This window comes from Sulfobacillus thermosulfidooxidans (assembly GCF_001280565.1).
GTDB classification, from domain to species: Bacteria; Bacillota; Sulfobacillia; order Sulfobacillales; family Sulfobacillaceae; genus Sulfobacillus; species Sulfobacillus thermosulfidooxidans_A.
This window is the reverse complement of the sequence record NZ_LGRO01000001.1, coordinates 2,914,088-2,939,501: the sequence shown is the minus strand read 5'-3', so window position 1 is coordinate 2,939,501 and position 25,414 is coordinate 2,914,088. Positions and strand designations below refer to the sequence as shown.

At 47.8% G+C, this 25,414-nt stretch carries 25 protein-coding genes and 1 pseudogene; 12 read left to right on the top strand and 14 right to left on the bottom strand.

Going from position 1 to position 25,414, the window contains the following annotated elements:
• Window positions 1-2: 2 nt before the first annotated feature.
• Both AOA63_RS14300 and AOA63_RS14295 read right to left on the bottom strand, forming a co-directional pair.
• Window positions 3-947, bottom strand: a complete 945-nt coding sequence (locus AOA63_RS14300) for a hypothetical protein (RefSeq protein WP_053960338.1) — start codon at window positions 945-947, stop codon at window positions 3-5.
• A complete protein-coding gene (locus tag AOA63_RS14295; RefSeq protein ID WP_053960337.1) occupies window positions 928-1,587 on the bottom strand; it encodes a cytochrome b N-terminal domain-containing protein in 660 nt (219 codons plus the stop codon). Before AOA63_RS14295 ends, AOA63_RS14300 begins: the two co-directional genes overlap by 20 nt.
• A gap of 279 nt (window positions 1,588-1,866) precedes the next feature.
• On the opposite strand from AOA63_RS14295, the gene AOA63_RS19420 reads away from it, so the two are divergent.
• Together AOA63_RS19420 and AOA63_RS14285 are read left to right on the top strand one after the other, a co-directional pair.
• Window positions 1,867-2,121, top strand: coding sequence for a DUF2249 domain-containing protein (locus AOA63_RS19420; RefSeq protein ID WP_053960336.1), 255 nt, complete (start codon window positions 1,867-1,869; stop codon window positions 2,119-2,121).
• A 97-nt stretch (window positions 2,122-2,218) separates the two neighbouring features.
• A complete protein-coding gene (locus tag AOA63_RS14285) occupies window positions 2,219-2,932 on the top strand; it encodes a hypothetical protein (protein ID WP_053960335.1) in 714 nt (237 codons plus the stop codon).
• 3 nt (window positions 2,933-2,935) lie between these two features.
• On the opposite strand, the pseudogene tnpA reads toward AOA63_RS14285, so the two are convergent.
• A pseudogene (tnpA, locus tag AOA63_RS19070) lies at window positions 2,936-3,351 on the bottom strand (IS200/IS605 family transposase).
• Between the two features lie 53 nt (window positions 3,352-3,404).
• Between tnpA and AOA63_RS14275 the strand changes: the two are divergent.
• From AOA63_RS14275 to AOA63_RS14265, 3 genes are all read left to right on the top strand, one after another.
• Window positions 3,405-4,715, top strand: coding sequence for an RNA-guided endonuclease InsQ/TnpB family protein (locus AOA63_RS14275; RefSeq protein WP_053960333.1), 1,311 nt, complete (start codon window positions 3,405-3,407; stop codon window positions 4,713-4,715).
• A 23-nt stretch (window positions 4,716-4,738) separates the two neighbouring features.
• Window positions 4,739-5,245, top strand: coding sequence for a GGDEF domain-containing protein (locus AOA63_RS14270; RefSeq protein WP_347474806.1), 507 nt, complete (start codon window positions 4,739-4,741; stop codon window positions 5,243-5,245).
• 134 nt (window positions 5,246-5,379) lie between these two features.
• A complete protein-coding gene (locus tag AOA63_RS14265; RefSeq protein ID WP_053960331.1) occupies window positions 5,380-6,030 on the top strand; it encodes a Crp/Fnr family transcriptional regulator in 651 nt (216 codons plus the stop codon).
• 53 nt (window positions 6,031-6,083) lie between these two features.
• Here AOA63_RS14265 and AOA63_RS14260 read toward each other — a convergent pair whose 3' ends face one another.
• Together AOA63_RS14260 and AOA63_RS19065 are read right to left on the bottom strand one after the other, a co-directional pair.
• The gene (locus AOA63_RS14260; protein WP_053960330.1) at window positions 6,084-7,484 is read right to left on the bottom strand and encodes a glutamate decarboxylase; all 1,401 of its coding nucleotides are present in this window, start codon (window positions 7,482-7,484) and stop codon (window positions 6,084-6,086) included.
• A gap of 247 nt (window positions 7,485-7,731) precedes the next feature.
• Window positions 7,732-8,238: a DUF2249 domain-containing protein gene (locus tag AOA63_RS19065; protein WP_082343992.1), complete on the bottom strand. Its 507-nt coding sequence runs from the start codon at window positions 8,236-8,238 to the stop codon at window positions 7,732-7,734.
• Window positions 8,239-8,584: 346 nt separating this feature from the next.
• Between AOA63_RS19065 and AOA63_RS14250 the strand changes: the two genes are divergently transcribed.
• Window positions 8,585-9,850, top strand: coding sequence for a hypothetical protein (locus tag AOA63_RS14250; protein ID WP_139061623.1), 1,266 nt, complete (start codon window positions 8,585-8,587; stop codon window positions 9,848-9,850).
• A gap of 404 nt (window positions 9,851-10,254) precedes the next feature.
• On the opposite strand, the gene AOA63_RS19060 is transcribed toward AOA63_RS14250, so the two are convergent.
• From AOA63_RS19060 to AOA63_RS14240, 3 genes are all read right to left on the bottom strand, one after another.
• Window positions 10,255-11,022: an RNA-guided endonuclease InsQ/TnpB family protein gene (locus tag AOA63_RS19060; protein WP_082343991.1), complete on the bottom strand. Its 768-nt coding sequence runs from the start codon at window positions 11,020-11,022 to the stop codon at window positions 10,255-10,257.
• On the bottom strand, window positions 11,015-11,287 hold the full coding sequence (locus AOA63_RS19055) for a helix-turn-helix domain-containing protein (RefSeq protein ID WP_197648397.1): 273 nt from the start codon (window positions 11,285-11,287) through the stop codon (window positions 11,015-11,017). The genes AOA63_RS19060 and AOA63_RS19055 overlap by 8 nt, the downstream gene beginning before the upstream one ends.
• A 79-nt stretch (window positions 11,288-11,366) precedes the next feature.
• Window positions 11,367-12,692, bottom strand: a complete 1,326-nt coding sequence (locus AOA63_RS14240) for a hypothetical protein (protein WP_053960328.1) — start codon at window positions 12,690-12,692, stop codon at window positions 11,367-11,369.
• 338 nt (window positions 12,693-13,030) lie between these two features.
• Between AOA63_RS14240 and AOA63_RS14235 the strand changes: the two genes are divergently transcribed.
• Together AOA63_RS14235 and AOA63_RS14230 are read left to right on the top strand one after the other, a co-directional pair.
• Window positions 13,031-13,951, top strand: coding sequence for a hypothetical protein (locus tag AOA63_RS14235; RefSeq protein WP_053960327.1), 921 nt, complete (start codon window positions 13,031-13,033; stop codon window positions 13,949-13,951).
• Window positions 13,952-14,239: 288 nt separating this feature from the next.
• Window positions 14,240-15,271, top strand: a complete 1,032-nt coding sequence (locus tag AOA63_RS14230) for an NAD(P)-dependent alcohol dehydrogenase (protein WP_053960326.1) — start codon at window positions 14,240-14,242, stop codon at window positions 15,269-15,271.
• A gap of 39 nt (window positions 15,272-15,310) precedes the next feature.
• On the opposite strand, the gene AOA63_RS14225 is transcribed toward AOA63_RS14230, so the two are convergent.
• The 5 genes from AOA63_RS14225 to AOA63_RS14205 all read right to left on the bottom strand — a co-directional run bounded on the left by AOA63_RS14225 (window position 15,311) and on the right by AOA63_RS14205 (window position 20,156).
• Window positions 15,311-16,087, bottom strand: coding sequence for an enoyl-CoA hydratase/isomerase family protein (locus AOA63_RS14225; RefSeq protein ID WP_053960325.1), 777 nt, complete (start codon window positions 16,085-16,087; stop codon window positions 15,311-15,313).
• A gap of 241 nt (window positions 16,088-16,328) precedes the next feature.
• Window positions 16,329-17,258: an NAD(P)-dependent oxidoreductase gene (locus AOA63_RS14220; RefSeq protein WP_053960324.1), complete on the bottom strand. Its 930-nt coding sequence runs from the start codon at window positions 17,256-17,258 to the stop codon at window positions 16,329-16,331.
• 306 nt (window positions 17,259-17,564) lie between these two features.
• Complete coding sequence (locus AOA63_RS14215) at window positions 17,565-18,950, bottom strand: APC family permease (RefSeq protein WP_053960323.1); 1,386 nt, start codon at window positions 18,948-18,950, stop codon at window positions 17,565-17,567.
• Window positions 18,951-19,272: 322 nt separating this feature from the next.
• Window positions 19,273-19,713 (bottom strand): cyanase, encoded by a 441-nt coding sequence (cynS, locus tag AOA63_RS14210; protein ID WP_053960322.1) that lies wholly within the window; start codon window positions 19,711-19,713, stop codon window positions 19,273-19,275.
• A 77-nt stretch (window positions 19,714-19,790) separates the two neighbouring features.
• Window positions 19,791-20,156 (bottom strand): group I truncated hemoglobin, encoded by a 366-nt coding sequence (locus AOA63_RS14205; RefSeq protein WP_053960321.1) that lies wholly within the window; start codon window positions 20,154-20,156, stop codon window positions 19,791-19,793.
• Between the two features lie 351 nt (window positions 20,157-20,507).
• Here AOA63_RS14205 and AOA63_RS14200 point away from each other — a divergent pair, with 351 nt between their 5' ends.
• From AOA63_RS14200 to AOA63_RS14185, 4 genes are all read left to right on the top strand, one after another.
• Window positions 20,508-22,643, top strand: a complete 2,136-nt coding sequence (locus AOA63_RS14200; RefSeq protein WP_053960320.1) for a molybdopterin oxidoreductase family protein — start codon at window positions 20,508-20,510, stop codon at window positions 22,641-22,643.
• An 18-nt stretch (window positions 22,644-22,661) separates the two neighbouring features.
• The gene (locus AOA63_RS14195) at window positions 22,662-23,240 is read left to right on the top strand and encodes a precorrin-2 dehydrogenase/sirohydrochlorin ferrochelatase family protein (protein ID WP_053960319.1); all 579 of its coding nucleotides are present in this window, start codon (window positions 22,662-22,664) and stop codon (window positions 23,238-23,240) included.
• 116 nt (window positions 23,241-23,356) lie between these two features.
• Complete coding sequence (locus AOA63_RS14190; RefSeq protein WP_053960318.1) at window positions 23,357-24,595, top strand: MFS transporter; 1,239 nt, start codon at window positions 23,357-23,359, stop codon at window positions 24,593-24,595.
• Window positions 24,596-24,783: 188 nt separating this feature from the next.
• Window positions 24,784-25,104 (top strand): transposase, encoded by a 321-nt coding sequence (locus AOA63_RS14185; protein ID WP_053960317.1) that lies wholly within the window; start codon window positions 24,784-24,786, stop codon window positions 25,102-25,104.
• A 63-nt stretch (window positions 25,105-25,167) separates the two neighbouring features.
• On the opposite strand, the gene AOA63_RS20240 is transcribed toward AOA63_RS14185, so the two are convergent.
• Window positions 25,168-25,344 (bottom strand): hypothetical protein, encoded by a 177-nt coding sequence (locus AOA63_RS20240; RefSeq protein WP_242848344.1) that lies wholly within the window; start codon window positions 25,342-25,344, stop codon window positions 25,168-25,170.
• Window positions 25,345-25,414 lie beyond the last annotated feature (70 nt).

Here is a 25,414-nt window from a genome sequence, read left to right as displayed (position 1 = left end):
GTTTACAATTGAAAATCCTTAGCATGATATTTTTTGTAATAATCCCGCCATATCAATCGGTGAACACCTAAGTACCTCGGAAGCCGGTTCAATACAGGAATCCATGGGGCAAACATAAGAAATAAGAAGAGGACTAAACCGGATCCTAAAGCCAAGGCGTCAGCTGCCGAGGCATTGGCAATAAAAGGAATCTGATAGATAGCGGTGACAATTGTCATCCACCAAGGCCCCGGATATGGCGCATCTTCTTCATGAATAATGCCCCATTGGTTGCCTTTGAGTTCCAATTTTGCCGCGGCATCATGAAGCGGTTTGCCTTGCAAAAACAGCAGCGAGTTCTGATTATCAAACTGGTAGTCTGCCGGGCTCCGGTCTAAGGCTCCCGTCATTAATCCACTTTGTCCCAATTGCAAAAGATCCTGCATTAACGATGCAACCGGACCATAAGGAGCTGGAGGTACAATGATCTGACCATTGATGTATTTTGCTTTAGGCAACACCTGATTGTAAGCCCTTTCCCACTGTGTTTGTTGACTGGGACTGGCCGCTAAAAATTGCTGCAGTGGCGGATTGAAATGGGGATTGATAGACGCAGCATATTGTAATGGTTTGAGAATAAAATCTTCCCGCGGATAAACGGGGTGCAAGATGCCGACCCATCGTTGCACAAAATCCTGGACTGAACCATTTCCATTATTGTAAGGCGGCCCATAATTGGCAATTTCGCCTTGCCCATCTAAGTCACCCATCGCCACCTTGACGAAACCTAAGGGATGCTCTCTGGCATATTGGCTAATTTTTATCGCTGGTCGGACGGGTTCATGAAAAATTGCCGACAACAAGATGGTCAAAATCGCTATTACAATCGTGGTGCTCAGCAAGTGCTTGGCAAAATCGGCCGGAATATATTTATAGCGGTGAGTTACATCAATGTCCGGATGGTACATGAGGCACCTCCTTAGGTGAGGATGGTTTAATAACCCCTTGGGCGATCAACTCTTCATGAGTCGGATAGGGCGGCACGACGCCTTTAATACGCACCATAGCAATATGCACCGCGATGATGTAGCCCAAAACAAACGGAAACACAATCACATGCAGTCCATACATTTGACCGGCATTTAAGGTGTTAAACCAAGCGAAGCCCAACGCATTGAGCCCGTCTTTAGCCTGAACCGCATTCCATTGGGAATAAAAATCACCGCGCATAAGATAGCCTGTAAATGCCGTAGGTATCGCAACAAGAAGAGCAAGGGTACCTAATAACCAGGTTCTCTCCCGTCCTCCTCGCCAGGCTCCGGAAAAGAATACGCGCAATAGATGCATAACCATAAAGAAAAAGAACGCTTGCACAGACCAAAAATGAACACCCCGGACAAAAAACCCCAGATGAGAAATAGTCCACCACTGTGGTCCATTCGCTGCCATCACAATCCCAGAAAGCAAGAGGATCACAAAACTGGAGGCGGTTAAAGATCCTAAAGTATACATAAAGCCCGTAGCATACTCTGGCAATTCTGTGGGAAGCCAGGTATCAAGCGAAAACAATTTCCCCATCTTTTGTCGTAAAATCAGTGTTAAATTCATCAGCTTCCCTCCCTGCCATCATTTTTGCATTCATTATCGATATCAGAACAAACTTGGCGCAGGCCGACTTTTTTGAAATCGAATCATCGTGCCGAGATAGTTATAACGTATCAAATCTTGATAACAAATGTATTATTTTTACGAAATTTTGGTAGCTCTTTGGCATTGCTTCATTTAGGCATCCCAAATGGCCGATGTGTCCAGGCACAACAAGACATAAAATTGAAAAGACAAGGGATGAGAAAAACTTCCCACAAATTACCAAAGAAGGGGTGCTTCATGATTTACCAGAAAAAAGTATCTCAATTTCCCGCTAAACACCGTCATTGGCATTTACTTAAAGCCTTTGACAATCTCACAATTGGCGACACGCTCATTTTAGAAGCCAATCACAATCCCGCTCCCTTCATCCAGGAATTTCAACAACTGCGGCCAGGTGGACGTGTTCATATGGATGAAGAAGGGCCTAAACGCTGGATTTTTCGTCTTGTAAAATGGCAAGAGGATTTTGAAAAACCCATGCCACTTCTTTGACATCAAGAATGTTTCAACATTTTTGTGATTGTGTAGTAGATGTTTATTCGAAAGAATGGCATTATGAAAACGATTTGATAGACGCGGGAGAAGTGTCATGGATCACTTATCGATGCCTTGGGCTATCGTTCCTCTTTGGGCGACGTCTTTGGTTTACTTAGTATCCGGAGCCTTAATTTCAAGCTATTGGGGTAGCTTTTGGGACCGTATCGCCAGGCCAGTGGTTCTGATTATGTTTTTAGGGAGTATCTTTTGGGCGGTATTCGCCTTGTTGTTGATGAGCCAAGACGAAGAGAGTGCTCGCATCTGGAGCCGGTTTTTTCTCCCCACTGCCTATCTTACCGAAGTCGCTGTCATTGATGCCCAACTGGCATTATTACACCTGCGTAAATGGCGCCATTTTGCTGTCCTCTGGGTTATTGGCATAGCTTTTTTCATTCTCCTTAATCTCCCCGGACTTGCATGGAATCCTGTTCTCAAACCCATTCCCGACGGGTTTTGGATCGCCATCGTTCATCCTAGTTGGGCGATTATCGTCGTCAAAGTTCTGATTTATGGTGGCGGTGCCACAGCCATTGTGGGGTTGAGTATCTATTCGTTTTGGAAACGGCCACGGAAACAAAGCGTAATCTACATGTTAGCTGGATTATTGACCACTGCACTTTTCGTGCATGACATTTGGTGGATTCAACATCACCGTACTGATTATCCGACAATTTGGATTGGCGGATTATTTCTTTGGGCGATTTTATCGGGATGCGCCGTAAAACTCCGGACTGCAGGGCGGAGATATCAGGCGCTGACCCCGTAGGGGTCAATCCGGGGTTTCCTGCTGTTCGATGTATTGTTTGATGATCGACAAAGGTGCTCCGCCTGCGGATCCGGCAAAATAACTGGGGGACCAGAGGCTGCCGCCCCATAGCGCTCGCTCGATAGGGGGTCATGTTTTTGGCGGATCAGGCGGGATGAGACGCCTTGGAGGCTATTCACCCGTCGAGACAGGGCGACCTTAGGTGGGTAGGTGATCAGCAAATGCCCATGGTCCCGCTCGCCGTCGAATTCCTCTCAAGGGGCTTCAAAGTCCCGGCACACATCGGCAAACATGGTCCGCAGGTCCTCCACGATGTCTTGCGTCAAGACCCACCGCCGATACTGGGCCACAAAGACCCAGTGAACATGTCAGTGAAACACACCATGCCGGCCCGTTCGGTCATCGTTTGTTTTCACCATAGACCACGCGTATAATTACCGTAACGGTTCGTCAAGAAAGGGGGGGGTGCTCCGTGCAAGAGACGACGGTCTTCACCTATCGGGTTGCTCTGTCCCCCACGGAATGGGACAAAGCGTCGGCAGCGCGCCGCGCCGCGGGGGACTTGTGGACGCGTTTGGTCAAGATTCATCGTTTCTGTCGGCGGCGGCATTGGCCGTGGCCGACGGAATCCCAACTCAAGGCGCATTTCAAGCAACGCTTCCCGCTCCACTCGCAAATCGTCCAAGCCCTCATCGAGAAATTCTGCGCGACGATTGACGGCGTGCGCACCAAACGGCAGAACGGGGATCAGCAGGCCCGGTATCCCTGGCGGTTCCGCCGATACTTTAACCCCATCTTTAAGGGCCAAGCGCTTAAGAGGCAAGGCCCGCATCTGCTTTTACCCCGCGGACGGGGGCGTGAACCCATTCGGGTGCATCTTCCGGAGGCGATGCCTCCCGGGCGGGTGGTCCAGGCCGAGTTGGGCTTTGGGGAACTCTACATCACCATCACCCGTGAGATTCCCGATCCCGTGCCCATGGCGTCTGGCAAAGCCGGAGGGCTGGATATCGGCGTGATTCATTTGGGCATGGTAACGGATGGCCAAGAAGCCTTGGCGATTTCCGGGCGGGGCTTGCGGTCCGTGAAGCAGGGTCGGGCCAAGGCCCAAGCCAAACTCCGCAAGAAACGGGCTCGCACGCAACCCGGGTCACGACGACGCCAGCGTCTGAACCGCGCCCAATACCGCACCAGCCAGAAAGCCGAACGGGTCGCCCGCAACGCCTTGCATCATGCAGCCAATCAGATCGTCGCGTTTTGTCTCGCTTACGGCATCACCCTCTTGTACGTGGGGGATCTTGGGACCCTCAACCACCACCAACGACACCGTCGATCCCGGCGGACCAACCAAGAGGTGGGGGCGCTGGAGTTCGGGCGGTTAGAACAATACTTGGAATACAAGCTTCGTCGACATGGCATCCAGCTCGTAAAAATCCGTGAGGCGTACACGTCCCAAACGTGTCCGCATTGTGGCCATCTCACCAAGGTGGCGGGCCGCACCTACCGTTGTCGCGCCTGTGGCTATCGGGCGCACCGCGACGGCGTCGGGGCGGTGAACATCCTCAACAAGGGGATGCATGGGGCGATTCGCCCCGGGGAGTTCTTGGTACCCCAACGGATCACGTATCGCCGTCCCGTCCTTCTCAAAAGGGCGTTAAGGCGTAGTCCGGCTGAGCCCCGGGAAATTGCTGGCGGGATAAGCGGTGGCGAGTCAGGAGGGTCACTCCGAGGGTCTCACGACCCGCGACGCAGCCACGGGGGTTCCCCCAGAATCTCCGTCCTTTAGGGCGGGGAGGTTCAAGGTTTGAACTGCGCCAACAAGTCAAACGTACCCATCAACAACTGACAGTCGACGAATTAACCGGGGCAATGACTCGCAGCTTCGGACAGATTTATGCGACATCCCTACTCCAATCGACATCTCTAGGACTTTTGTTTTGTGATCTCGACCGATTTAAAGAGGTTAACGATCAGTTTGGACATGCAGCCGGCGATAATATTTTGCGTCAAACCGTTGCTCGTTTAAAAAATATTTGCCGCCCAGAGGATCAAATCATTCGCCTTGGCGGTGATGAGTTTGTGATGATTTTTCCTGGCACAGACTCTGATGATGGTGCCCAAATCCTTTCGCGTATTCAAGAGGCTATTGAAACAGTCCCCTTCACCATCTCTCCAGGGCATGTTATAAATCTCGGCATCAGTGTGGTTTGGAGTTGGGAGCCCATGGGTGGGCACTTTGATGAAGCGGTAATACGCTCGGATCATGCCATGTACCAGCAAAAGACTGGACACCATCACTACTCGACAACCTTGTGATTGGTAAACGACCCATCCTGCGCAATCGTCGATTCGCGTGTTATTCTTAAAAGCAAGTCCTGATAAGGGTATCAAAACTGATCCGCTCGCTAATTATCGCATATCAATGGATATAAATGCCGGAGGGATGACGCGTGTTACCGAATCAAATCCCGTTATTATCTTCTATCCCTGTTCCCATCTTAGAAGCGTCAAGCCTGACCCGAAAATTTACCACAGGAGAAGTAATATTTTATCAAGGAGAGGAAACTACTGGTCTTTGGATTGTCTTAGAAGGACGGATTTCGGTGGAACGAACTAGTTCTGACGGCTACGTTTTTGCGACTGGAATTTGGTTACCCGGAGACATTATTGGCATCGCCGGTCTTTGGGATAAAAGTCCCTACCCTGCTACGGCCAAAGCGATGGAAACCCCAACGAGCATCTTGTGGATATCAAGAGATCACGTAACGAATCTCCAACATCAAATCCCTGAATTTTCCATAGCCCTGTGCCGCACGCTAGCAACACGTTTAAGACTTGTTCAAGAAACCATAGCTGATACCAAAGGCCGCCCGGTTGCCGCCCAAGTTGCGGGCATTTTAAGTCTCTTGACAGAACGAATGGGTCCACATATTCGCATTACACACGAAGAACTTGCACGGATGCTTGGTGTTCAACGAGAAACGATTACGCGAACGCTCCATTTACTCTCCTCCAATCATCTCATTAGCCATGGTCATGGTTACATCACCGTTCTTGATGCCACACACCTCAAAAATTGGACAGTTCTTGATGGCTTATAGAGCCGGGACGATTTTCTACACTTACCCATTGACCTCCATCTGACCAGGACTATCTAAGGATGAAATGCTTTGTGTTGTCGCAGTGCTTGCGGAAACGGATGATCGAGCCCTTCCAAATACCCCACAGCCCGTTTTAAATCATCTAAAAAGAGCTGTGCCATGTCCATGGAAAAACTGTTTCGAACCACAACGCGCATAATCGTAATATCTTGCATCTTTGCGGGTAAGGGATAAGCGGGAACTTGCCATCCTCGTTCGCGCAGCACAAAAGACAAGTCTTCCAATGTCCATAAAGGATGCTCTTCCGGTTTTTTTCGCCATGCGAAAACGGGTAAATCTGATCCGTCAGTTATTAGTTCAAAAGGATCCATGGCTCCAATTTCTTGTGACAAAAAATGGGCCACATCCTGACAGGCCTTTTGCACCATGTGATAGCCCTGACGTCCCAAGCGCAGAAAATTATAATATTGCAGGAGAACTTGGGCACCGGGTCGAGAAAAATTGAGCCCAAAAGTGGGCATACTCCCTCCTAAATAGGACACATTAAAGATTAATTCTTTTGGTAATAGCGTCTGATCACGCCAGAGAATCCATCCTAATCCGGGGTAAACTAATCCATATTTGTGGCCCGAAGTATTGATAGAATGCACTCGAGGAAGTCTAAAATCCCATAGCAGATCGGGTTGCAAAAAAGGCGCCACAAATCCTCCCGATGCGGCATCCACATGAATGGGAACAGACATGCCCGTACGTTTCTCTAAATCGTCTAAAGCATGCGCAATACTGGCAACAGGTTCATAACTCCCCGTATATGTCACCCCTAAAATTGGTACCACGCCGATAGTATTTTCGTCTACTGCATCCAGCACACCTTCTGGCGTCAAATAGGGATGTTCAGGGGTAATATCGACATAACGCGGTTCCACTTCAAAATAATTAGCAAACTTCTCCCAAACCACTTGCACCGCAGAACTAAAGACAATATTAGGATGAAGGGTATCCTTTCCCTGTTGCCGACGAGATAGCTGCCATCGTCTTTTTAGAGCCAAACCGCCTAACATACAGGCTTCTGATGAACCGGTAGTGGAAACCCCAAGACTTTCTTCAGGATTTGGAGCATTCCACAAATTAGCAAGGATCTTGAGACACCGTTCCTCAATGGCCGCGGTTTCAGGATATTCATCTTTATCAATGATATTTTTGTTGGCCGCTTCCACATACAGTTTCTGCGCTTCCACTTCCATCCAGGTGCCCACAAAAGTTGCTAAGTTTAAACGGGCACTGCCGTCTAACGTCAATTCATCATGGACAATTTGATAGGCAGTTTCCGGCAATAGGCCTTCTTCCGCCAGATGGTATCGGGGAACCGATTCTTCTCCCCGGCGCGCAAACAGGGGGTTGATGGCGACTTCCTCTGAGATGGTTTTGCTCTTTCGTTCGGAACGCCAACTCAAGACATCCTCTCCTTTTCTTCGGTACAATGGCACGGGGAAATTTTTCTGAAAGGGATTATTTTCTAAATAATATTATAACACCCCGCAAGGCCGACAAAGGCCATCTTTACTTTTTCGCCACGGCGACAAGCAATGAGCACGCCGGAACCTGATTGCCTAGAAGCGAGGTTCAGGCGATAACAGAATTGGCCCATTTCCCTTTCAATATTTGTGATATAGCGTTTTCCGTCACCGTGATGTCTTGGGTTTAATGAACTTTGAGTATGCGGACTATCGCCGAGTCATCGTCTTGGGCCATGGTTTCATACGGAAAACCATGATCATCGAGATATTCCAATAAGAATACCGGAATGCGATCATTGTGAATAACAACGACACTGTTTAAAGGCACTTCCTCAAGAGTCGCCAAGGTTCGCTGCATGGGTTCTGGTGGAACCAGTCCCCGGTTGTCTAACAATACTTCGGGTCCATCCACACGGATCTCATAGCGTGATAAGTTACCCGAATGAGAACGATTCTGATCATGACTCAGATTTTGGGGAATAAAAGTGGTAATCATCATTTTGCCAATCTTTTCTTGCTCAATGCGATAGCCGCGTCGACGCATTTGGGAAACCAAAGGACGCGGATTAAACGAAGATTTAACAATCAAACTTTGGCCGGGCTCAAGCTGATTAACGGTATTCATCATATATCCAAATAATGACAGACCTTGTTTTAAAATACTTTTAACTTCGACCACCACGGGTTCCATAACCTTTCCCCCCATTATTCTGAAATGCTATCGATAACTCAATAATCTTTACGACAACATTACACGAACATTGCGCACGCGGTTGTGACTCTGATCACAAGGCTAAAGATACCTCAATTCACAAATTCAGAGCACTCAAATAAATTTCTAAAAAAGAGCAAGCGCTATCGCTGACCATTTAGTCTCTGCTTTCATTCGCAACGAATAGGCTGTTACATCAGAATTCATATTTTTTGTTTTCCATCTAGCAATGTGATAAATGACACAGTCTCCATCGCTTCAGACAATAAGATAAAAGTAGTCGAATACTGAAGGAAGTTGAGGTTAAGTCATGGACATTGAGACAATGAAGAAACATGCTGGAGAATATAAACCGACCATCAATATTCGCCAGTCCCCTCACTTAATAGGACCCGCCTTATTTTTTGTGGCCGCATGGTTGAGCATTTGTGCGGTGGGCTTGAGTTTATGGTTAAGACCTTCGCAGTTGTTGGAGAACGCTTTAACGACAAATTTTACCATTGTTACCGTACACATGCTTACATTAGGATTCCTCACCATGACCATGTTTGGAGTGCTCTATCAATGGTTACCGGTCGTCTTTGACGTGGTATCTGCATCGCCTTCATTCATGATTGCTCACTTTCTTGTCTATGGAGTTGGTCTGCTGTTGTTTCTCTTAGGCTTCTCTGCTCATCACGCAATGCTGCTCCCTTTCGGAGCATTGCTGATGGCTCTTAGTATTGTGATTTTTACGATTTTCGCTCTAAATCGCATCATGAGCTCAACACGTCCTTGGGATGAGTTAACATGGACTGTCTGTATCGCATTATTTTCGATTAATCTCACATGGATTTTCGGCTTGGCCATGGTTTTAGGTTTAAGTGGGCTCACGAGCTACCTACACCTATTGCCAGAGCACTTGAATGCAGCCTGGGTCGGCTGGATTATTATGCTCGTATTAGCCGTTCAAATCAAATTACTTCCCATGTTTTCTCTGGCCAAAATGCATACTCTCAGACCGTGGCTACCCATCGTTCTTGCTTTAACTGGATGGATTTTGCAATTTGCAAGAAGATGGATACCGACTCTTGCACTCCCCATCACTCTGATTTGGACCCTTACCGCACTTGTGGTATTGTGGCAAATCTATTCTTTGTCGAAACACCATCAATCTCCTAAGTGGGATACGGTTTTCATCGGCGTCGCATTAGGATGGCTTTTGTGGCTAATGGCCGCAATAGAATTATTATACGACCCCTCCTTAACAATTGCCCTACTAGTTCTCGGTGCAACCACTTTCGTTTTCACTTATCAATCGCGCATTGTTCCATTTCTTCTCTCCCTTGTCATGGTCAGGCAGATTCGTCATAAAGAATTTTCCGCATTTTTTATGGCCCAGCGATTTAATTCCCATTTACTGCCAATTATCAACGCTTCATTGGCATTTGTCATCAGTGCCCTAATAGTTTGGGGCATGATGCAACAAATCCGGGAACCTATAGCCATCGCGGGAATTGTAATTGTTTTCTGGCCATTAATCCATGTAGCCTTAATGGGATACCAGATTATTGTCCAACGAGGCTTCTTCCTCTCCCGTCATCGAGCGTAATTTAAGGAATATCGCCAAGGCCTATTGCCCGATAACCATCTCTTTTGTCTTCGCTTTAACTGACTTATCGTACTGAAATATCCTAACTTATCGTACTGAAGTATCCTACAAGATGAATTTCCGATTTTAAGGTGTCAATGTCATCTGACTTTCAATAGGCACTCGATATTAAGCCCCTAATCTCCATAGACCAAATTTCTTTGTTTTACCTCACGAAAGAAACATAACAGATGAGAGGCTTGATGCCACAATCCTTCGTACCGTTCCGATGGACTTATTCATTTCTGACCATTCCTGATCAATTCTATTGCCACCTTTCTGGTTCATCGCGCCACGGCTTCTTAGGGTCATTGGCCGGTCGTCCACCGGAGGGCGCTCCCCAGACTATCACCGAGCAGTCCGGCTTACGCCGGAACGGGTGAGGAGCCCCTCACCGAACTCTCGGCCACTCGACGTAAATTGATCGCCGCGTTCACGTCGCGGTCGTGGCGCGTATGACATTCTGGGCACGTCCACTCCCGCATAGCGAGCGGCATTTTCGGCAGTTTGTATCCACACGACGAACACGTTTTGCTGCTGGGATACCAGCGGCTCACCACAACCACCATCTTGCCGCGTTGGGCCGCTTTGTATTCGAGTTGGCGTCGGAATGCGCCAAAGGCAATGGACCGGGCTAGCGGGTGATTTTTGAGCATCCCGGCCACGTTCAGATCCTCGATGGCAATGACATCGAAACGTTCGACGAGATCGGTCGTCAGTTGATGCAACGTATTGGCCCGAATATTCGCAATCCGGGCATGGAGCCGAGCGATGCGCCGTTGGGTTTTCCGCATGGTCTCCGACCGGGGGATGCGCATTCCTTTCGGAATGGGTTCGCCGGGCTTCAGTCCGGCGCGGACTTTAGCGGCTTCCATCTGGCGACTGAAGTGTTGAGATACATGGCGGAGTTTCTTCAACGTCGCGGCATAAGCTTTCGGTCCCACAACCTTCTCTCCGGTCGAGAGGGTAGCCAACGCGGACGCACCCACATCCACTCCGACCACCGCTTGGTTTTCGCGGCGGACACTGTGCCGATCGGGAATCTCCACGGTGATACTCAGAAACCAGCGATCCGCGGTGCGTGAGATAGTTCCCTCCACGACTTTCCCGACGAACCGCAACGTTTCATGCATTCACACCCACCCCAGCTTCGGGATATGCGGCTGTCCCGGCGAAGAAATTCTTAAACGCTTGGCCCAAGTGGATGATCGCCATCTGGGGCGCATTTTTGGTGATATCTAGCATCCAAGGAAACTGCTCGCGCTGAATCGCATTCAGTTGACGCCGTAAAGCGACGTCCGACGGCTTGGGCAACGAGGAATCCGCCTTCCATGCCTCAGACTGCTGCTGCCATTGATTCAAGGCCCAGTTGTAAGCAAAACGGGCCGTTCCCGCCATCCGTGAGAATTAGACCACTGGTAGATTGTACTTGAATAGTTGCCGATGACAAGGATCGCTGCTGCCAAGGCTCTCGTGATTAGAAGAACGATCTTGATAGCGAGTTTGTCGAATCATTTTTCCGTTTGGCATTCCGATAGGGCAAAGATGCATGATATAACGCACGAGTGATATCCAAGGTTGCAATCCACATTCCAAACATGAAAATCCGAAAAAGCGCAAACCATCCCAGTGCGAGAGCCACAGCGGCCACAAATGTCGCAATGAAATAGAGAAAAAAGGCATAATGATCACGCTTCTCGTCAACTAAATCTTGAACCCGCGGCATCTTCCCTTGACCTATTTGGTTTCCGAAAACGTGTATCCAAGTGAGAAACGGCACAATTTTATAGAGCTGGGTCAAGACTAGTCCTCCTAACCAGCCATAAAGCCCTAGAAATACCACACCCAAATCAAAGGCGGTAAACTGACCACTTATGGGAATAAAAATTGCCGATATTAGCAAAATACTCAGAAAAATAAATGGACCCACAGCATAGCGCGCGTTTAACTCTAATTTCCGACGTTTACGTCGATGATACAACCTTCCAATATCCACCAAGTAAGTGGCTAAACCCACAAGCACCACAAGCCATGCCACTTCGGCGACGATATTCGCGCCAACCCAACGGGATATCCACACAGCCAAAATCCCTACTGCTGTGAACACGTAGGCAGTCCATCCCCACCATCCCCTAGGGTCATTGGATAACGTAAACATCCCTAACAGTCTATAGCTTACACCCATGGCCGTTAATGTTAACCAGCCGCCCATGCCTCCGATCACGTGAGCAGCCAACCCTCTCCCACCGATTACGTATAGAGCCGAAGAGCTAAACCATGAAGGAACCACTAGAGAAAAGGATAAAAACACGCCAGCAAATATCGTTAATATCAAAAATCCTAGTCCCGTAGCCACAAACCACGTAGGCAGTGTCCAAGGCCATGATCGTTGGAGAATGGTTCCCAGAGTTTTTAATGCTACAAGAACGCCAATAATGACGATGGTCCCGCCTAGGGGTAAAATCCAGGGAACTTGAGGCAGCGTTCCGCCGGGCGATGCTAAAAATCCCACAATCATTACGGCTAACCCCAATATGATGCTCCCTAGTGTGAAAGCGGAACCGCGTTGACTGGATAATTCGGTTTGCGTGATGATAGGCAAAAACTGATGCAAAGCGCCTAACATAGCTAGACTCAAAAAACCAATAGTAGTCAAATGAACTAGAACTAATACTGAGGGCGTCCCCAAATTCTTAAGAGGATTTCCCCAGCCCATAAACCAGCCGATCTCAGCCAGCAACAATGAAATCATACTAACCGTAAAATAATGCATGGTCCATTGAGATTCAGGAAATCGATGCATATTAATCCCTTCCCTTCAAAGAGCGCATAAGGACGTTTGATTTCTCCGGGTTCTTAAAATCCTTCATCAGTCGCTTCGCAATCAATGTACAGGTTCACGTACCAATCAACTGTGACAAAAATCACTGGCCCTCATATTTGGCATAAATCAAAAAATCTTGGCTTGTCCTTCAACCTCAATTCAGCTAGGATTTGGTGTTAAATCCAACGAAAGGAAGAGCAAAGGAAGAAAAGTCCATTTTCGTTGCAACAATTCCTCGGAGTCTTTCATCCTGAGAGATCTGTGTCACAACACGTTACGTATCTTTCTACAAAAAGGCATTGAAGGACGTGGGATTGATGCAAGGACGTTTGCTTATCAAGTACGCTGTCAGTGGTTTGTGGATTTTCGATGGGTTCTTGCAATTAAAGCCCGCCATGTTCACAAACTCTTTGATCACTCAAGTCTTCTTACCAAATCTTTTTGACCAGCCCAAGTGGCTTCATCCCATTATGCATTGGGGCATCAATCTATGGGCCCAACATGCCGTAATCGCCAATCTGCTCGCTGCCATTATCCAAATTATTATTGGGCTCCTCATCGCATTGCCGATAAAACATTGGGAAAAAACGGGCTTAGGACTATCTTTGGTGTGGAGTCTAGTTGTATGGATTTGGGGAGAAGGCATGGGCATGATTTTGACTCCCTTAGCGAATGCCATCACCGGCAGTCCCGGATCGGTATTTTTCTATGCCCTCTTTGCCTATTTGTTATGGCGCCCCGATTCCGATTGGACACAAGCCCGCTTCCTATCCCGCACACGCTGGATTCTGATTGGTCTATGGACATTGGCTAGCATCATGCAAATGCGCATGACATTTGATTATCCCCGGCAACTAGCTTTGAGTCTGCAAATGAATCAAACGTCATTGCCGATTTCCTCACTAAACACCCTGATTCAACATGTCATCATCTTCACCAGCCATAATCCTCAACTCAGTAACGCACTGCTTCTTACCGCATTTCTTGTGTTCACGCTCTTATGGTTGGTCATGCCCCTATCTCGTTTACTCATAAGCCTCTCCGTCTTATGGTGGGTATTATGGTGGGTGGTCGGAATGGATTTTGGATTTTGGGGCTCCGTTGCCACCGATCCCAATTCAGCACCTTTATGGATACTTTTAATCCTTGCGATGAACCTGTCTTTTACACCTCACGCGACAGCCTCAGACTCGGACATCTCCAGGGAGTCGGTGCTCTCTCATTCCCGCGGGGCTTAATGATTAATTAAAATAATGGGGTGTTCTTCACTTGGGTTAGATGATTCCCCTGTATACTCATGAAGATTGTTTGATAAAAAATGTTCCTTTATTTTGTATAATGATCGTAGGTGGGTTTGGGAGAAAGGCATTTCTTTCAACCCTAAGCCTTTTAAGCAAAAATAAATTTATTGAGATTCTCACAGACATATTGATTTGTCAACCATTGTCGCAATTCATTGAATTGTTTGTCGTGAAATAGGCTAATTATCATCGTTCACATCTTTCACGTAAAGGACGGGGCTACAAATGAAAGCTGGACGTATTCATGCCTATCATGAACCCATTACCATCGATGATATCGAAGAGCCGCGAATTGAGTCTGACACCGACGTCATTATCAAAATCGGCGGCGCAGGAGTTTGTCGCACCGACCTGCACATTGTCGATGGGATTTGGAAAGATGCGTTGGGAAATCCTCCCCTCCCTTACACCATTGGACATGAAAATGCCGGATGGATTGAAGCGGTAGGTTCGGGAGTGAAACACCTGCACAAAGGTGATCCCGTCATTTTGCACCCACTCATGTCTTGTGGCATTTGCCCAGCGTGCCGGGCGGGACAAGATATGCACTGTACGAATAGCCATTTTCCGGGACTGGACGGCACAGATGGCGGCTACGCAGAATATTTGAAAACTTCGGTGCGTGCCGTTATACCCTTAGCGCCCGGAACCGATCCTGTTCCTCTAGCCCCCTTTGCCGATGCCGGCATCACAGCATATCACGCCGTAAAAAAATTGGTGCCGTTAACGGTGCCGGGAACCCGCGTTGTTGTCATCGGTATCGGCGGATTAGGTCATTTTGCGGTACAAATTTTACGCGCCCTCACCCCTGCAACCATTATTGCGGTAGACAGCCAAAGAGACCGCCTGCAATTCGCCGAAGAAATTGGAGCCCATTACACCGTCTTAGCCGGAACGGATGGTGGAGTATCGGGCGTGCGGTCACTGGCCAAAGATGGTGTCAATGTCGTATTGGATTTTGTTGGAGAATCGGGGACGCCTCAAACTGCTCTCGCTATGCTCGCCAAAGGGGGGACTTATTCAGTAGTGGGTTATGGCGGTTCCGTAAACGTTCCAACCCTAGAATTTGTCAACCGGGAAATCAATATTGTTGGAAACTTGGTGGGAACTTATAACGAGCTGGCTGAACTGATGGAACTCAATCGCCAAGGAAAAGTCAAAATTACGGCCACACAGTTTCCTTTGCAAGATGCTCCCCATGTTTTAGAAATGTTAGACCGGGGACAAATAATGGGGCGTGCCGTGCTCGTTCCTTAATTGTGATTAACACTCGGTGAACAACTTTAGATGCTGATTCTAAAATCTTGTTTTCTCCAAAAATGATTGCACCGCAATATGATGCGCTTGGGTGGACGCAGCTCGGTCTTGTAGCTCTTGTTCAATTTGCAGTTGTTCAGACAAAGAATGATCGAGACTGTGGTGAATGGCCTCTTTAATCATGCCTAACGTGACGGATGGCAGTTGAGCCAGACGCTCCGCCCAACTCCAGGTCACACTATCTAACTCCTTACCAGGAATCAAGCGATTCAATAACCCCATGCTATATGCCTGTTCTCCACTAATGATATCTCCAAGGAGAGCTAATTCCATGGCCTTGGACAAGCCAACCAATTTAGGCAAAAAATAAGTCGATCCGGAATCTGGAACAAGGCCAATTTTCACAAAGGATTGTGCAAATTGCGCATTCTCCGATCCTAGTCGAATGTCACAGGCCAAGGCTAAAGACATTCCCGCTCCGGCAGCAATACCCTGAACCTTGGCGATAGTCGGTTTTGGCATGTGATATAACGTCATGATGACAGGATCATAATAACGGGTTAAATGCTCTCGAATATTGACCTCACCGCCGCGGGCAGCGAGTTCCTTTAAGTCCTGACCTGAGCAAAATCCCCTTCCAGTTCCTGATAAAATAACAACTCGAACATCATCATCATTACGGGCTTGTTCGAGTGCTTCGGCTAATTCCTGTAGCATACCATCGTTGAGTGCATTAAGGTATTGGGGACGATTGAGACTAATGTCCAATATGTGATGGCGAATATCAACAATCAGGTATTGATAGGAAGATGTCATCGGACTAAATCCTTTCGTTAGGGACAAAAAGCAAATTATTGACAATGGGGTGCGGATTCATAAACGGAAATAATCCATTGTTTCAATGACTGATTCATTGCCATGATGATAAATTTTCTCCTCAATGACCCATTAGTAACATGGGCTAAAACCGCAAGTTATCACTAAACCCGCATAAAAAGGGTGATACATCCTCATAATCTTTTGCGTGGCTTCTCTTAATTATTAGCGTACACCCAATTCACTTGTCATTCCCGTCTTTTCGCGCCATATGTCCTTCCGGTGAGCCGACAAGGGCTGACATATAATTGATCAGTTCGGCTAAATCTTCATCTCCTACGCGGTGACGCACGGCCAGTCTCAGGAGATCGGCGGTCATACTGGTTAAAGGTATAGCCGTCGCATGCTGATTGGCTAGTTCTAATGCGAGATTCAAGTCTTTCAACATCAGTTTGATCGTAAACCACGGTTCATCAGGCGGATTCTGAGCCAATGGTACTCGGTATTTCAATGCCGGAGAGGCAATAACCGAATTGAGCATGAAGTGCATGACTTTTTCACGAGGAAGTCCCGCACTTTCCGCAATCATCATTCCCTCCACAAACCCTTCTATTTGAAGAGCCAGGTTCAAATTCATTCCGAGTTTTAACGCTAAAGCTTGCCCCACCTCACCAACCCACTCAATGCGTGCAGCTAAATGCTCTAATGCGGGTCTAACCTGTTCCAGAACATCTTGGGATCCTCCGATAAACATGAGCAACGTTCCAGCCCTGGCCGCATCCACACTGCCAGCCACCGGTGCCTCTAGCCGCACTGCACCCCTTTGGGCCACCATGTCCGACATTGTGCGGCTTAAGTGAGGACTAATCGTGCTCGAATCAACCCAAATATGCTGAGGACCCAGAGCTGACAAAAGACCGTGAGCATCATGCTGCATCCCGGCAATCTGTTCGACCGCCAGATCATCGGTGACGACCGAGAATATCCACTGGCTCTTTTCGGCGAGTTCACGGGGAGATGAGGCCACTTGCACCTGCGAGGGATACTGCTGAGCAAATTTTTCTGCTTTGGGCAGCGTACGATTATACACGACCAGATTGTATCCGGCTTCAACTAAACGGGTTGCCATAGCTCGTCCCATCGCACCCAGTCCGATCATCCCATAAATCATATGATGGTCCTTTCCGCTTTAACCAGTACTGGACATATCCTTCATCTACTTCAATCTATGTTCGTGTAAGCTAGCTGACATAGAAATCGAAAATCTCCCATTTTGCGGCCCCGTATGGCTTCTCAATTACACTGACGACCAGCACGATAGGCGTGAAGGTTCTCTAATATATCTAGTTAACCATATTGTCGGAGTCTTGTCACAACTTCCGCTCAATCAATATTTAGCCCCTTCCTCGCAGCCAACAACAAAGCCTCTCACGGAATCATGGTGAGAGGCTTTGTTGAGACGTCTATCGGTATTCCATCAGCCTGCTTCTTCTTCCAATTGCAACATGCGTTCAGCATGAGCGGGATCTTTTTTGAGCTTAAGATGGACAATCCCATAGCCCAGCACACCCCAGACTAAGGCGATATAGGGCAAAATATTATAGGGATAGGCTGGAACCGGATAGAGTGAACTGTAAATGGGCCAGAACATCGCCAAGGCCCCGAGCACCGGAATAATCCGGTGACGAATCCAACTAAAGTGGGTACGGAAATAGCGGATGGCCGAAATATTGATCAAAACATATCCCACTAACAACATTAATGTGCCTAACGTTGCGACTTCTCCATAGATATTGCTCGGACCCACATTATACATCGCCGTGATAATCACAAAAGAGACAGCACTGACAAGAAAAATCGCTTTATAAGGGGTTCGGTGCACTGGATGCGTTACGCTAAAAGATGTTCCTACTGTGCCGTCCCGTGTCAGAGCAAACAACACACGCCCCGAGGCATTTAGGGACCCCAGCACACACGCAAATGCTGAAATGGTCGTCCCCACATCGACCGCAATGGCCGCCACATCTCCTAAATACCGATGGGCAAGATCATTAAGCGGCGCTCCTGACGTTTGAAAGGCTTTAATATGATTAAGTCCGAATCCAATGGTCTGCGCATAGCTGCCGAACGTAAAAAATGTTCCAGCTACGATAACAGTTCCAAAGAGTGCCCACGGCACCAATTTGCGCGAGTTTTTAGCCTCTTCGCCAAGTGTCGCCCCGCCTTCAAAACCGGCGAATGACAAAAGACCAAAAACGGTTGCGAAGCCGACACCTGACCATCCTTTCAAATTCGGCTCGAATGGTTTAAAGGAATTGCCCCCAGCACCCCCGTGCACCACAATGACAAGGGATAAAGCCGTAATAATAAGTACCGAAAGGCCTTCCATGATCAAGGCAAACCGTGCCGATAAGCGAATATCTTTATAGGCAAGATAAGTTGATAAACCAAGAGCACCCAAAGTCATTAAATACCATGGCGGCTTCAGGCCAAAATTTTGTAAGAGAACTTGAGCAATATAGCCAAACATCGCCGCCGTGCTTGCAGTAAACGTCACATAGGTTCCTAAAAGAAGCCATCCCGACAAAAATCCGGCCTTTAATCCCAGACCTAAAGAATTATACGCATATAGAGAGCCAGCATGAGGCCGCACTTTTGAAAATTCGAAAAACGACACCGCCACTAAGCCAATACCGACAAAAGCAGCGAGAAAGGCGAGAGGCACCGCTGCGCCATCAGCTTGGGCGGCATACGGCGTGTTAAAGGAAATCGCCATGGTGGGAGCAATCATCGCCAAGGACAGAGCCGCCACCTCAAAATAACCGAGATAATTCGATTTCAATGTCGAAGACAATGACTTCATAGATCTCCCTCTTTCGTGTTTTGCTAAACATCACTGTCTTATTCGTTTTTCTTTCACCGTTAATGTTATTTTTTTATCATAATCGATAACATTTTGTAATATCGTTCGTGAAACTCTGTAATAAATAACAACAATCATCGCGATCGGTGTTATATCAGCGAGGGTGTAACGATCCTGTCTGTGGATTCGTTACAGAGGACCGCAACCGGGTGTATTAAGGACAAAAACGTATTTTAATCAGACTGCCGGAATATAGACGGGAATGAACTGAGACGATTCGGGTCGTGTTATTGATTGTCTTGATGAGAGCACTGAAATCACATTACCATTTTTTATACGGCAAAAATTTACCGTTCATCGTTAACACGACACGATCTCCTGCTGGATCGGGCTTCCGGTCAATATCCATCGTGAAATCAATCGCACTCATGATGCCGTCCCCAAATTTTTCATGAATGAGCTCTTTGATGGTGTCGCCATAGACTAACAAAATTTCATAAAAACGGTAAATAGTCGGATCTTGAGGAATCGTGGGAACATTTCCTCTGTGGGGCACGATAGTCATGGCACGTAAATCTTCTGGTGGGATGTCTAAAATACCCGCTAATCGTATTACTTCATCGTCAGAACATGTCGCTTGTCCGAGACACGCAGCCGTTGTCCACACCTCTGAACGTCCGAGGGCATGAGCTATGTCAGCCCAAGTGAGTTTTAAGCGGCATTTCGCATCCAAAATTTTTTGGGTTACCATATTCCGATCCATAGGCCCTTACCTTTCCTACTTGTTCCCTGAGTGGTTTTAAGGTGTCTCAACAACAAAAGACGGAATCGGACAGACGGTTACGCGGTTACAATAGCTTCGCGCAATTGGTCGATTGTTGACAATATAATCATTCTATCGCTGTCTTCCACACCAAATTGTTCTAACGAGTCGGACAAATGCATGCTCACTGCGTGAAAGTGGTGATTATTTATTTTCAATTTTCGGTGCGCCACTTCCATATTTTTACCGTTATAGTTATTCGGTCCTCCTAAGGCGTAGGTAATAAACGCGGACATGTGCTTTTTCTGACGCTCCATGTTTACGCCTAGGAAAAAGGGTTGTAAATCTTCGTCATCAAGAACCTTTTGATAAAAAAGAGAAACTACCCCGTCTACAGCCACACCATATTTTTCATAGAGTGTTGGTGTACCTTCGCGATTCATGGCAATTCCTCCTTAATAAAAAGTAAATTGGGATAATTATACTGACATAGGAAATATTTTTTCAAGAACTTGTCAGAAATAATATGGATTATGTTATATATTTGTCAGACATCACAATTTTCTAATTGCCTTCATTTCGTTGTATTTAATTAAACATCTTAGATTGAAAAATATACTTCCCTTCGTTAAATAGCTAACACAATAAAATTTACTCTGACATAATTTTATTGAATTTATGTTAGACATTGCTAAATTTCTGTGATATTATACGCCCATATCTTACACCCCCATTGCATAAGAACACACCAAGCGCTCTAACCGTGTATATGAATCATTTAGAGGGAGGAGATTATGTCTACCGTTTATACCCCCTGCCCGTTTTGCGCCCTGCAATGCGGGGTAACCATTAAGCAAAGCCCCAAGGGACAGCGCATTGTGGGTAATCCCCATGATCCTATTAGCGAAGGACATCTTTGCCGAAAGGGATTGGCTAGCCTCGAGGTTCTCAACCATCCCCAGCGAATCGAGGCCCCACTGCTTCGTCCCCATCGTAAACATCCCCTTACGCCGACCAGTTGGACGACGGCCCTCGACGCCATAGCGGAACGTCTGCAATCTATCAAAAAAAATTGGGGACCGGACAGCATAGCTGTTTACGGTAGTGGAGCCCTGACCAATGAGACAGCTTACCTCTTAGGAAAATTTGCCCGTTTGGCCCTGGGCACTCGCGAAATCGATTATAATGGAAGATTTTGCATGTCATCAGCAGCAAAAGCCTACATTACCATGTTAGGCCTCGATCGTCCCACCGGTACTTTTGAAGATATTCGTCAAACAGAAACTCTTTTGATCGTGGGCAGTAATCTCAGTGACGCTCACCCTATGGCTATGCGTGCGATTCAACACGCCAAAACCCGTGGTGCAACCATTATTGTCATTGATCCACGGCGCACACGATTAGCCAAATCAGCCGATTATCATCTGGCCATCCGTCCCGGAACCGACGGATTTCTTGCGTGGGCGATGATGCATAGCATCATTCAACAAAACTTAGTCAACCATGATTTCGTCGCCAATCGCACACGAGGATTTGAAGAAATGGCCCAGCAAGCTCGGCATTATTCGCCCCATGTGGTCTCTTTACTAACCGGAATTTCCCCAAAAATCATTGAAACCATTTCGCGTGTCTTTGCCGCATCTTCCCGATCGATGTTGCTTCATGGTCGTGGAATGGAACAGTATCAGCACGGAGTCGAAGCGGTATCAGCATTTTTGAATGTTGTTTTGGTCACAGGGCAAATTGGCCGTCCCGGGACGGGCGCGGTCATGTTAACGGGACAGGCGAATGGACAAGGTGGACGAGAACTCGGCCAGAAATCTGACCAACTCCCAGGTTCCCGCCCCATAACCGATCCAAGTCATAGACAAGCCGTTGCCCGTGTATGGGGCGTTGATCCACAATCAATCCCTCCTGCTGGACGCTTCACTGCCAGCGAATTTTTTCCTGCGATCAATCGAGGGGACATTAAAGCTCTTATGGTTGTTGGAGCCAATCCGCTACTATCGGCGCCCGATACTTCTGAAGTCCATCGAGCCATGAAAAATCTTGAGTTTTTAGTCGTCATCGATCCCATTCTTACCGAAACCGCACAAGAAGCAGACGTTGTCGTTCCTGCTGGAGGGTTTGGCGTTGCTGAAGGCACGATTACCAATGTCGAAGCGCGGATTGTTCCAGTATTCCCCCTTTCTTCTCATCTCCAGCCACTAAATTCATGGCAAGATTGGCAAGCATTTCAAGAACTGGCCAAGCGACTAGGCTGTGCGGAATATTTTCCCTACCAAACGACGCAAGAGATTTTCGAAGAAATGCAAAAAGCGACACAAGGTGCCCCTTCAGATTACTCCGGGACATCTTGGGAAAGGATTATGGCTGGCCAAATTGCCCATTGGCCATTAACCAAGGATGCTCCTTTGGGAACCCCGCGTCTTTATGAAACCGCTTTTGCATTTCCGGATGGGAAAGCACGATTCAGTACACTCGTGCCTGGCCCCGCCACGGAACTGACAAATTCTGAATATCCGTTTCATCTGATTACAGGCCGTTTAGGCGCTCACTATAATAGCGGCGCGCAAACTCGATTCATGCCAGCTCTCAAAAAGATTCCCCCTAACACCCTATCCATACATCCAAAAACAGCTCAACAACTAGCGATTTCTGACGGTTCACCCGTGAGAGTCACGAACTCCCATGGCACAAGTCTGACATTGACTGCCCACATTACGCAAGACATACGCCAAGACACGGTATTTGTCAGTATGCATAACGAGTTGGACACGGCTGTCAATCATCTCATTCCTCTCGGCCCTTTAAGCTTATCCGGCATGCCGGAATTCAAGCACACGGTTGTATCACTAAGCCCCTTACAATCCCTCAGTGAAGAAGCGTCCACAATCATTGAAGACGTCGATCTTGAAATCACTCTTTAAGCCTTAGGAGGTGGTGACATGGCTTTATTTCCAATCATGTTGGAGATGAATCGACTCCCTGTTCTTATCGTCGGTGGAGAACAACAAGCTGAATGGAAAATCAACGTTCTTCTGGCTTCGGATGCCAACATCACCGTCATAAGCCCGATAGTCACCCTGCCTATCGAACAATGGGCAAAAATCGGAAAAATTACATGGATTCCTCGACAAGTTACGCACTCCGATTTTCAGTCTTTCCAGATTGTTTTTATCGCCACACCTGACCCCACAGAAGCAGAACAGGCATGGCAATGGGCTAAACAATATCGCAACTTAGTCAACGTCGTTGACCGACCCACGATGTGTGATTTTTACTCAACAAGCCACTTTCGTCGGCAAGACTTAGTCATCGGCATTTCAACATCCGGTAAGGCTCCTGCCTTGGCACAAGCCTTACGGCAACAGCTAGAAGATATGATTGGACCTGAATGGGCAGAGTTCATTCAGGAAATTTCTCAACTACGCAGGGCAGGCTATCCGATCTCAGCAATAAAACACCGAGCACAGGAGTTATCGGAAATCATTGCGCAAACCCCCTCTAAAAATATTTCCATATAACTTCACTAGTTCGTAATACTTCGCTAGGTCCGACAATCTTTAGAGATAAAACCTCAATCTGTTCGTGTGGAAAACGAAGAGTATCCTGACTTTTCTAATTTTGAGGAGGACGGTTCATGGTGAACCAAAATTCATTTGCCAAAACGTTAGCGTGGCCGACTTTAGGATTTTTCATAGGATTTGCCGGGTTATCCATCTATGGCCCTCTTGTTCCGAAGTTCGTTCACCTCATGCATCTCACCCCATTAGACGCGGGGCTTTTGGCGGCTGTTGCGAATTTATCGGGTTCTCTCCTTCGTTTACCTTTTGGAGCATGGGCTGATCGTCGCGGCTTTAAAATCCCCTTCTTAACATTGCTGACAGCGGCAGTTCTCGGACTATTAGGTATTGTTTGGGTCATGGCCACACACTATCCACATCATATGAACGGTCTGTTTCCGTTATTATTAATTTTAGGATTTCTTGTCGGCGCTGGCATTGCCACATTTCCCGTAGGTATTGCCCAAGTATCACAAGCGGCACCACACACTCGCCAAGGAACAGCTCTCGCATTATATGCTGGCCTCGGTAATCTCGCCCCCGGCATTTTTGCCCTGTTATTGCCGTTTGCTTTTGCCCATATTGGACTGATTCCTGCCTATAGTCTTTGGGCGCTATTGATGGTTATCGGCATAGGGATTTACGCGCGTGAATCTCCCTCTGTCGCATTGCTTAAGCCCAACAAAACCACCAGTCCTTTCTTAACAGCATTGCGCACAGCAGCCACATGGCCTCTCACATATCTTTATTTCATTAGTTTTGGTGGATTTCTAGCTCTCGTCGCCTGGTTACCATCCTTCTGGGTCGGCACATTTCATGTTCCATTAGTCAAAGCAGGGCTATTTACTTTACTGTTTACTTTAACGACATCCCTAATCCGAATCGTAGGAGGTTGGTTAGCTGATCGAATCTCTCCCATGTTCGTTATTGCAGGCTCGTTATTGGCTATCGCATTTGGTGCCGCATTTGTTACACAAAGTGGAACCGTAACGGATGCCATGATAAGCATTCTGATTATTGCTGTAGGGATGGGAATTCAAAACGGAGCTGTTTTCAAAATTGTTCCCTTCCGAATTCCCCATGCCGTGGGCGGAGCCGCCGGGATTATTGGCGGACTCGGTGCACTAGGAGGATTTATTATCCCACCAGTGATGGCGATGGTCGGTGGTGTGCATCACGCCCCTACCAGTTTTATCATTCTCACAATTTTAGCGCTGATGGGTCTTGGAGCGTTGGTCTACCTCAACCGGCCATCCCTAAACGCATCACCTGTGTTAAAATCCGAAACGGCATTGGATCTCGATTTAGAATCGTAATATCCCGCATACTGACAAGGTGTAAATTTGGGGATCCTGCCCCGAATGCGCAGCCGAGGGGCAGGCGCGGACTGAATCACCTGCGTTTCCAGATTTTGTTTGGACAATACGGCATCCCATTCGGTTTCCTAGAGATCGGTGAAAATCTATAAGGAGATTCCGAATGGGATGACTACCCCTAGTGTGCCATGACTCGATCTATTACGCAAGGCGTCTATCCGACCATACGGATTCCTGCGCGAGGCGTTGGAACGCTGCACATGGGCGCCGGTCCGCATGAGCGGACCGAAACCCGCACCAACCGTCGAAATGGCTATCGCTCCCGGACGTGGGATACCCGCGTCGGCACGATTCGATTCGCCATTCCCAAGCTCCTGCAGGGGACCGACTATTCCGAATTTCTCGAATCCCGGCGGCGCAGTGGGGAAAACCCTCGTCGGGATCATTCAAGAGACCTACGTGCGTCAGGACACGCACAGGGGATCAGTTGGTGCAATTATTGGGCATGATGGGCATCAGCCAATCACAGGTGTCCTCGCTGTGCCAAGGTCTCGACGAGTGCCTCACTCAGTTCAAACAACGTCCTTGGGAGGGGCCGTACCCATCTGAAAGTGCGCGACGGCGACCGTGTCGTCAGCATGGCCTTCGTAGTCGCGACTGGCGTCACCCCGTCGGGGGGCCACGAGAACTTGGGGTTTGACTTCGGTCTCCGTGAAGAGGGCCCCATCTGAACCGCCTTTCTGCGGCATCTTGTCATCCAAGGCCTCCGCGGAGTCCGCCGCGTTCCCCGGGGGTATTTCAGTCAAATGTCTATGGAAA

Coding starts and splice junctions, on each gene's coding strand:
- AOA63_RS14300 (WP_053960338.1), bottom strand. CDS start 947: ATGTACCATCCGGACATTGATGTAACTCACCGCTATAAATATATTCCG.
- AOA63_RS14295 (WP_053960337.1), bottom strand. CDS start 1,587: ATGAATTTAACACTGATTTTACGACAAAAGATGGGGAAATTGTTTTCG.
- AOA63_RS19420 (WP_053960336.1), top strand. CDS start 1,867: ATGATTTACCAGAAAAAAGTATCTCAATTTCCCGCTAAACACCGTCAT.
- AOA63_RS14285 (WP_053960335.1), top strand. CDS start 2,219: ATGGATCACTTATCGATGCCTTGGGCTATCGTTCCTCTTTGGGCGACG.
- AOA63_RS19065 (WP_082343992.1), bottom strand. CDS start 8,238: ATGGAACCCGTGGTGGTCGAAGTTAAAAGTATTTTAAAACAAGGTCTG.
- AOA63_RS14250 (WP_139061623.1), top strand. CDS start 8,585: ATGAAGAAACATGCTGGAGAATATAAACCGACCATCAATATTCGCCAG.
- AOA63_RS19060 (WP_082343991.1), bottom strand. CDS start 11,022: ATGCATGAAACGTTGCGGTTCGTCGGGAAAGTCGTGGAGGGAACTATC.
- AOA63_RS19055 (WP_197648397.1), bottom strand. CDS start 11,287: ATGGCGGGAACGGCCCGTTTTGCTTACAACTGGGCCTTGAATCAATGG.
- AOA63_RS14240 (WP_053960328.1), bottom strand. CDS start 12,692: ATGCATCGATTTCCTGAATCTCAATGGACCATGCATTATTTTACGGTT.
- AOA63_RS14235 (WP_053960327.1), top strand. CDS start 13,031: ATGCAAGGACGTTTGCTTATCAAGTACGCTGTCAGTGGTTTGTGGATT.
- AOA63_RS14230 (WP_053960326.1), top strand. CDS start 14,240: ATGAAAGCTGGACGTATTCATGCCTATCATGAACCCATTACCATCGAT.
- AOA63_RS14225 (WP_053960325.1), bottom strand. CDS start 16,087: ATGACATCTTCCTATCAATACCTGATTGTTGATATTCGCCATCACATA.
- AOA63_RS14220 (WP_053960324.1), bottom strand. CDS start 17,258: ATGATTTATGGGATGATCGGACTGGGTGCGATGGGACGAGCTATGGCA.
- AOA63_RS14215 (WP_053960323.1), bottom strand. CDS start 18,950: ATGAAGTCATTGTCTTCGACATTGAAATCGAATTATCTCGGTTATTTT.
- cynS (WP_053960322.1), bottom strand. CDS start 19,713: ATGGATCGGAATATGGTAACCCAAAAAATTTTGGATGCGAAATGCCGC.
- AOA63_RS14205 (WP_053960321.1), bottom strand. CDS start 20,156: ATGAATCGCGAAGGTACACCAACACTCTATGAAAAATATGGTGTGGCT.
- AOA63_RS14200 (WP_053960320.1), top strand. CDS start 20,508: ATGTCTACCGTTTATACCCCCTGCCCGTTTTGCGCCCTGCAATGCGGG.
- AOA63_RS14195 (WP_053960319.1), top strand. CDS start 22,662: ATGGCTTTATTTCCAATCATGTTGGAGATGAATCGACTCCCTGTTCTT.
- AOA63_RS14190 (WP_053960318.1), top strand. CDS start 23,357: ATGGTGAACCAAAATTCATTTGCCAAAACGTTAGCGTGGCCGACTTTA.
- AOA63_RS14185 (WP_053960317.1), top strand. CDS start 24,784: ATGACTCGATCTATTACGCAAGGCGTCTATCCGACCATACGGATTCCT.
- AOA63_RS20240 (WP_242848344.1), bottom strand. CDS start 25,344: ATGCCGCAGAAAGGCGGTTCAGATGGGGCCCTCTTCACGGAGACCGAA.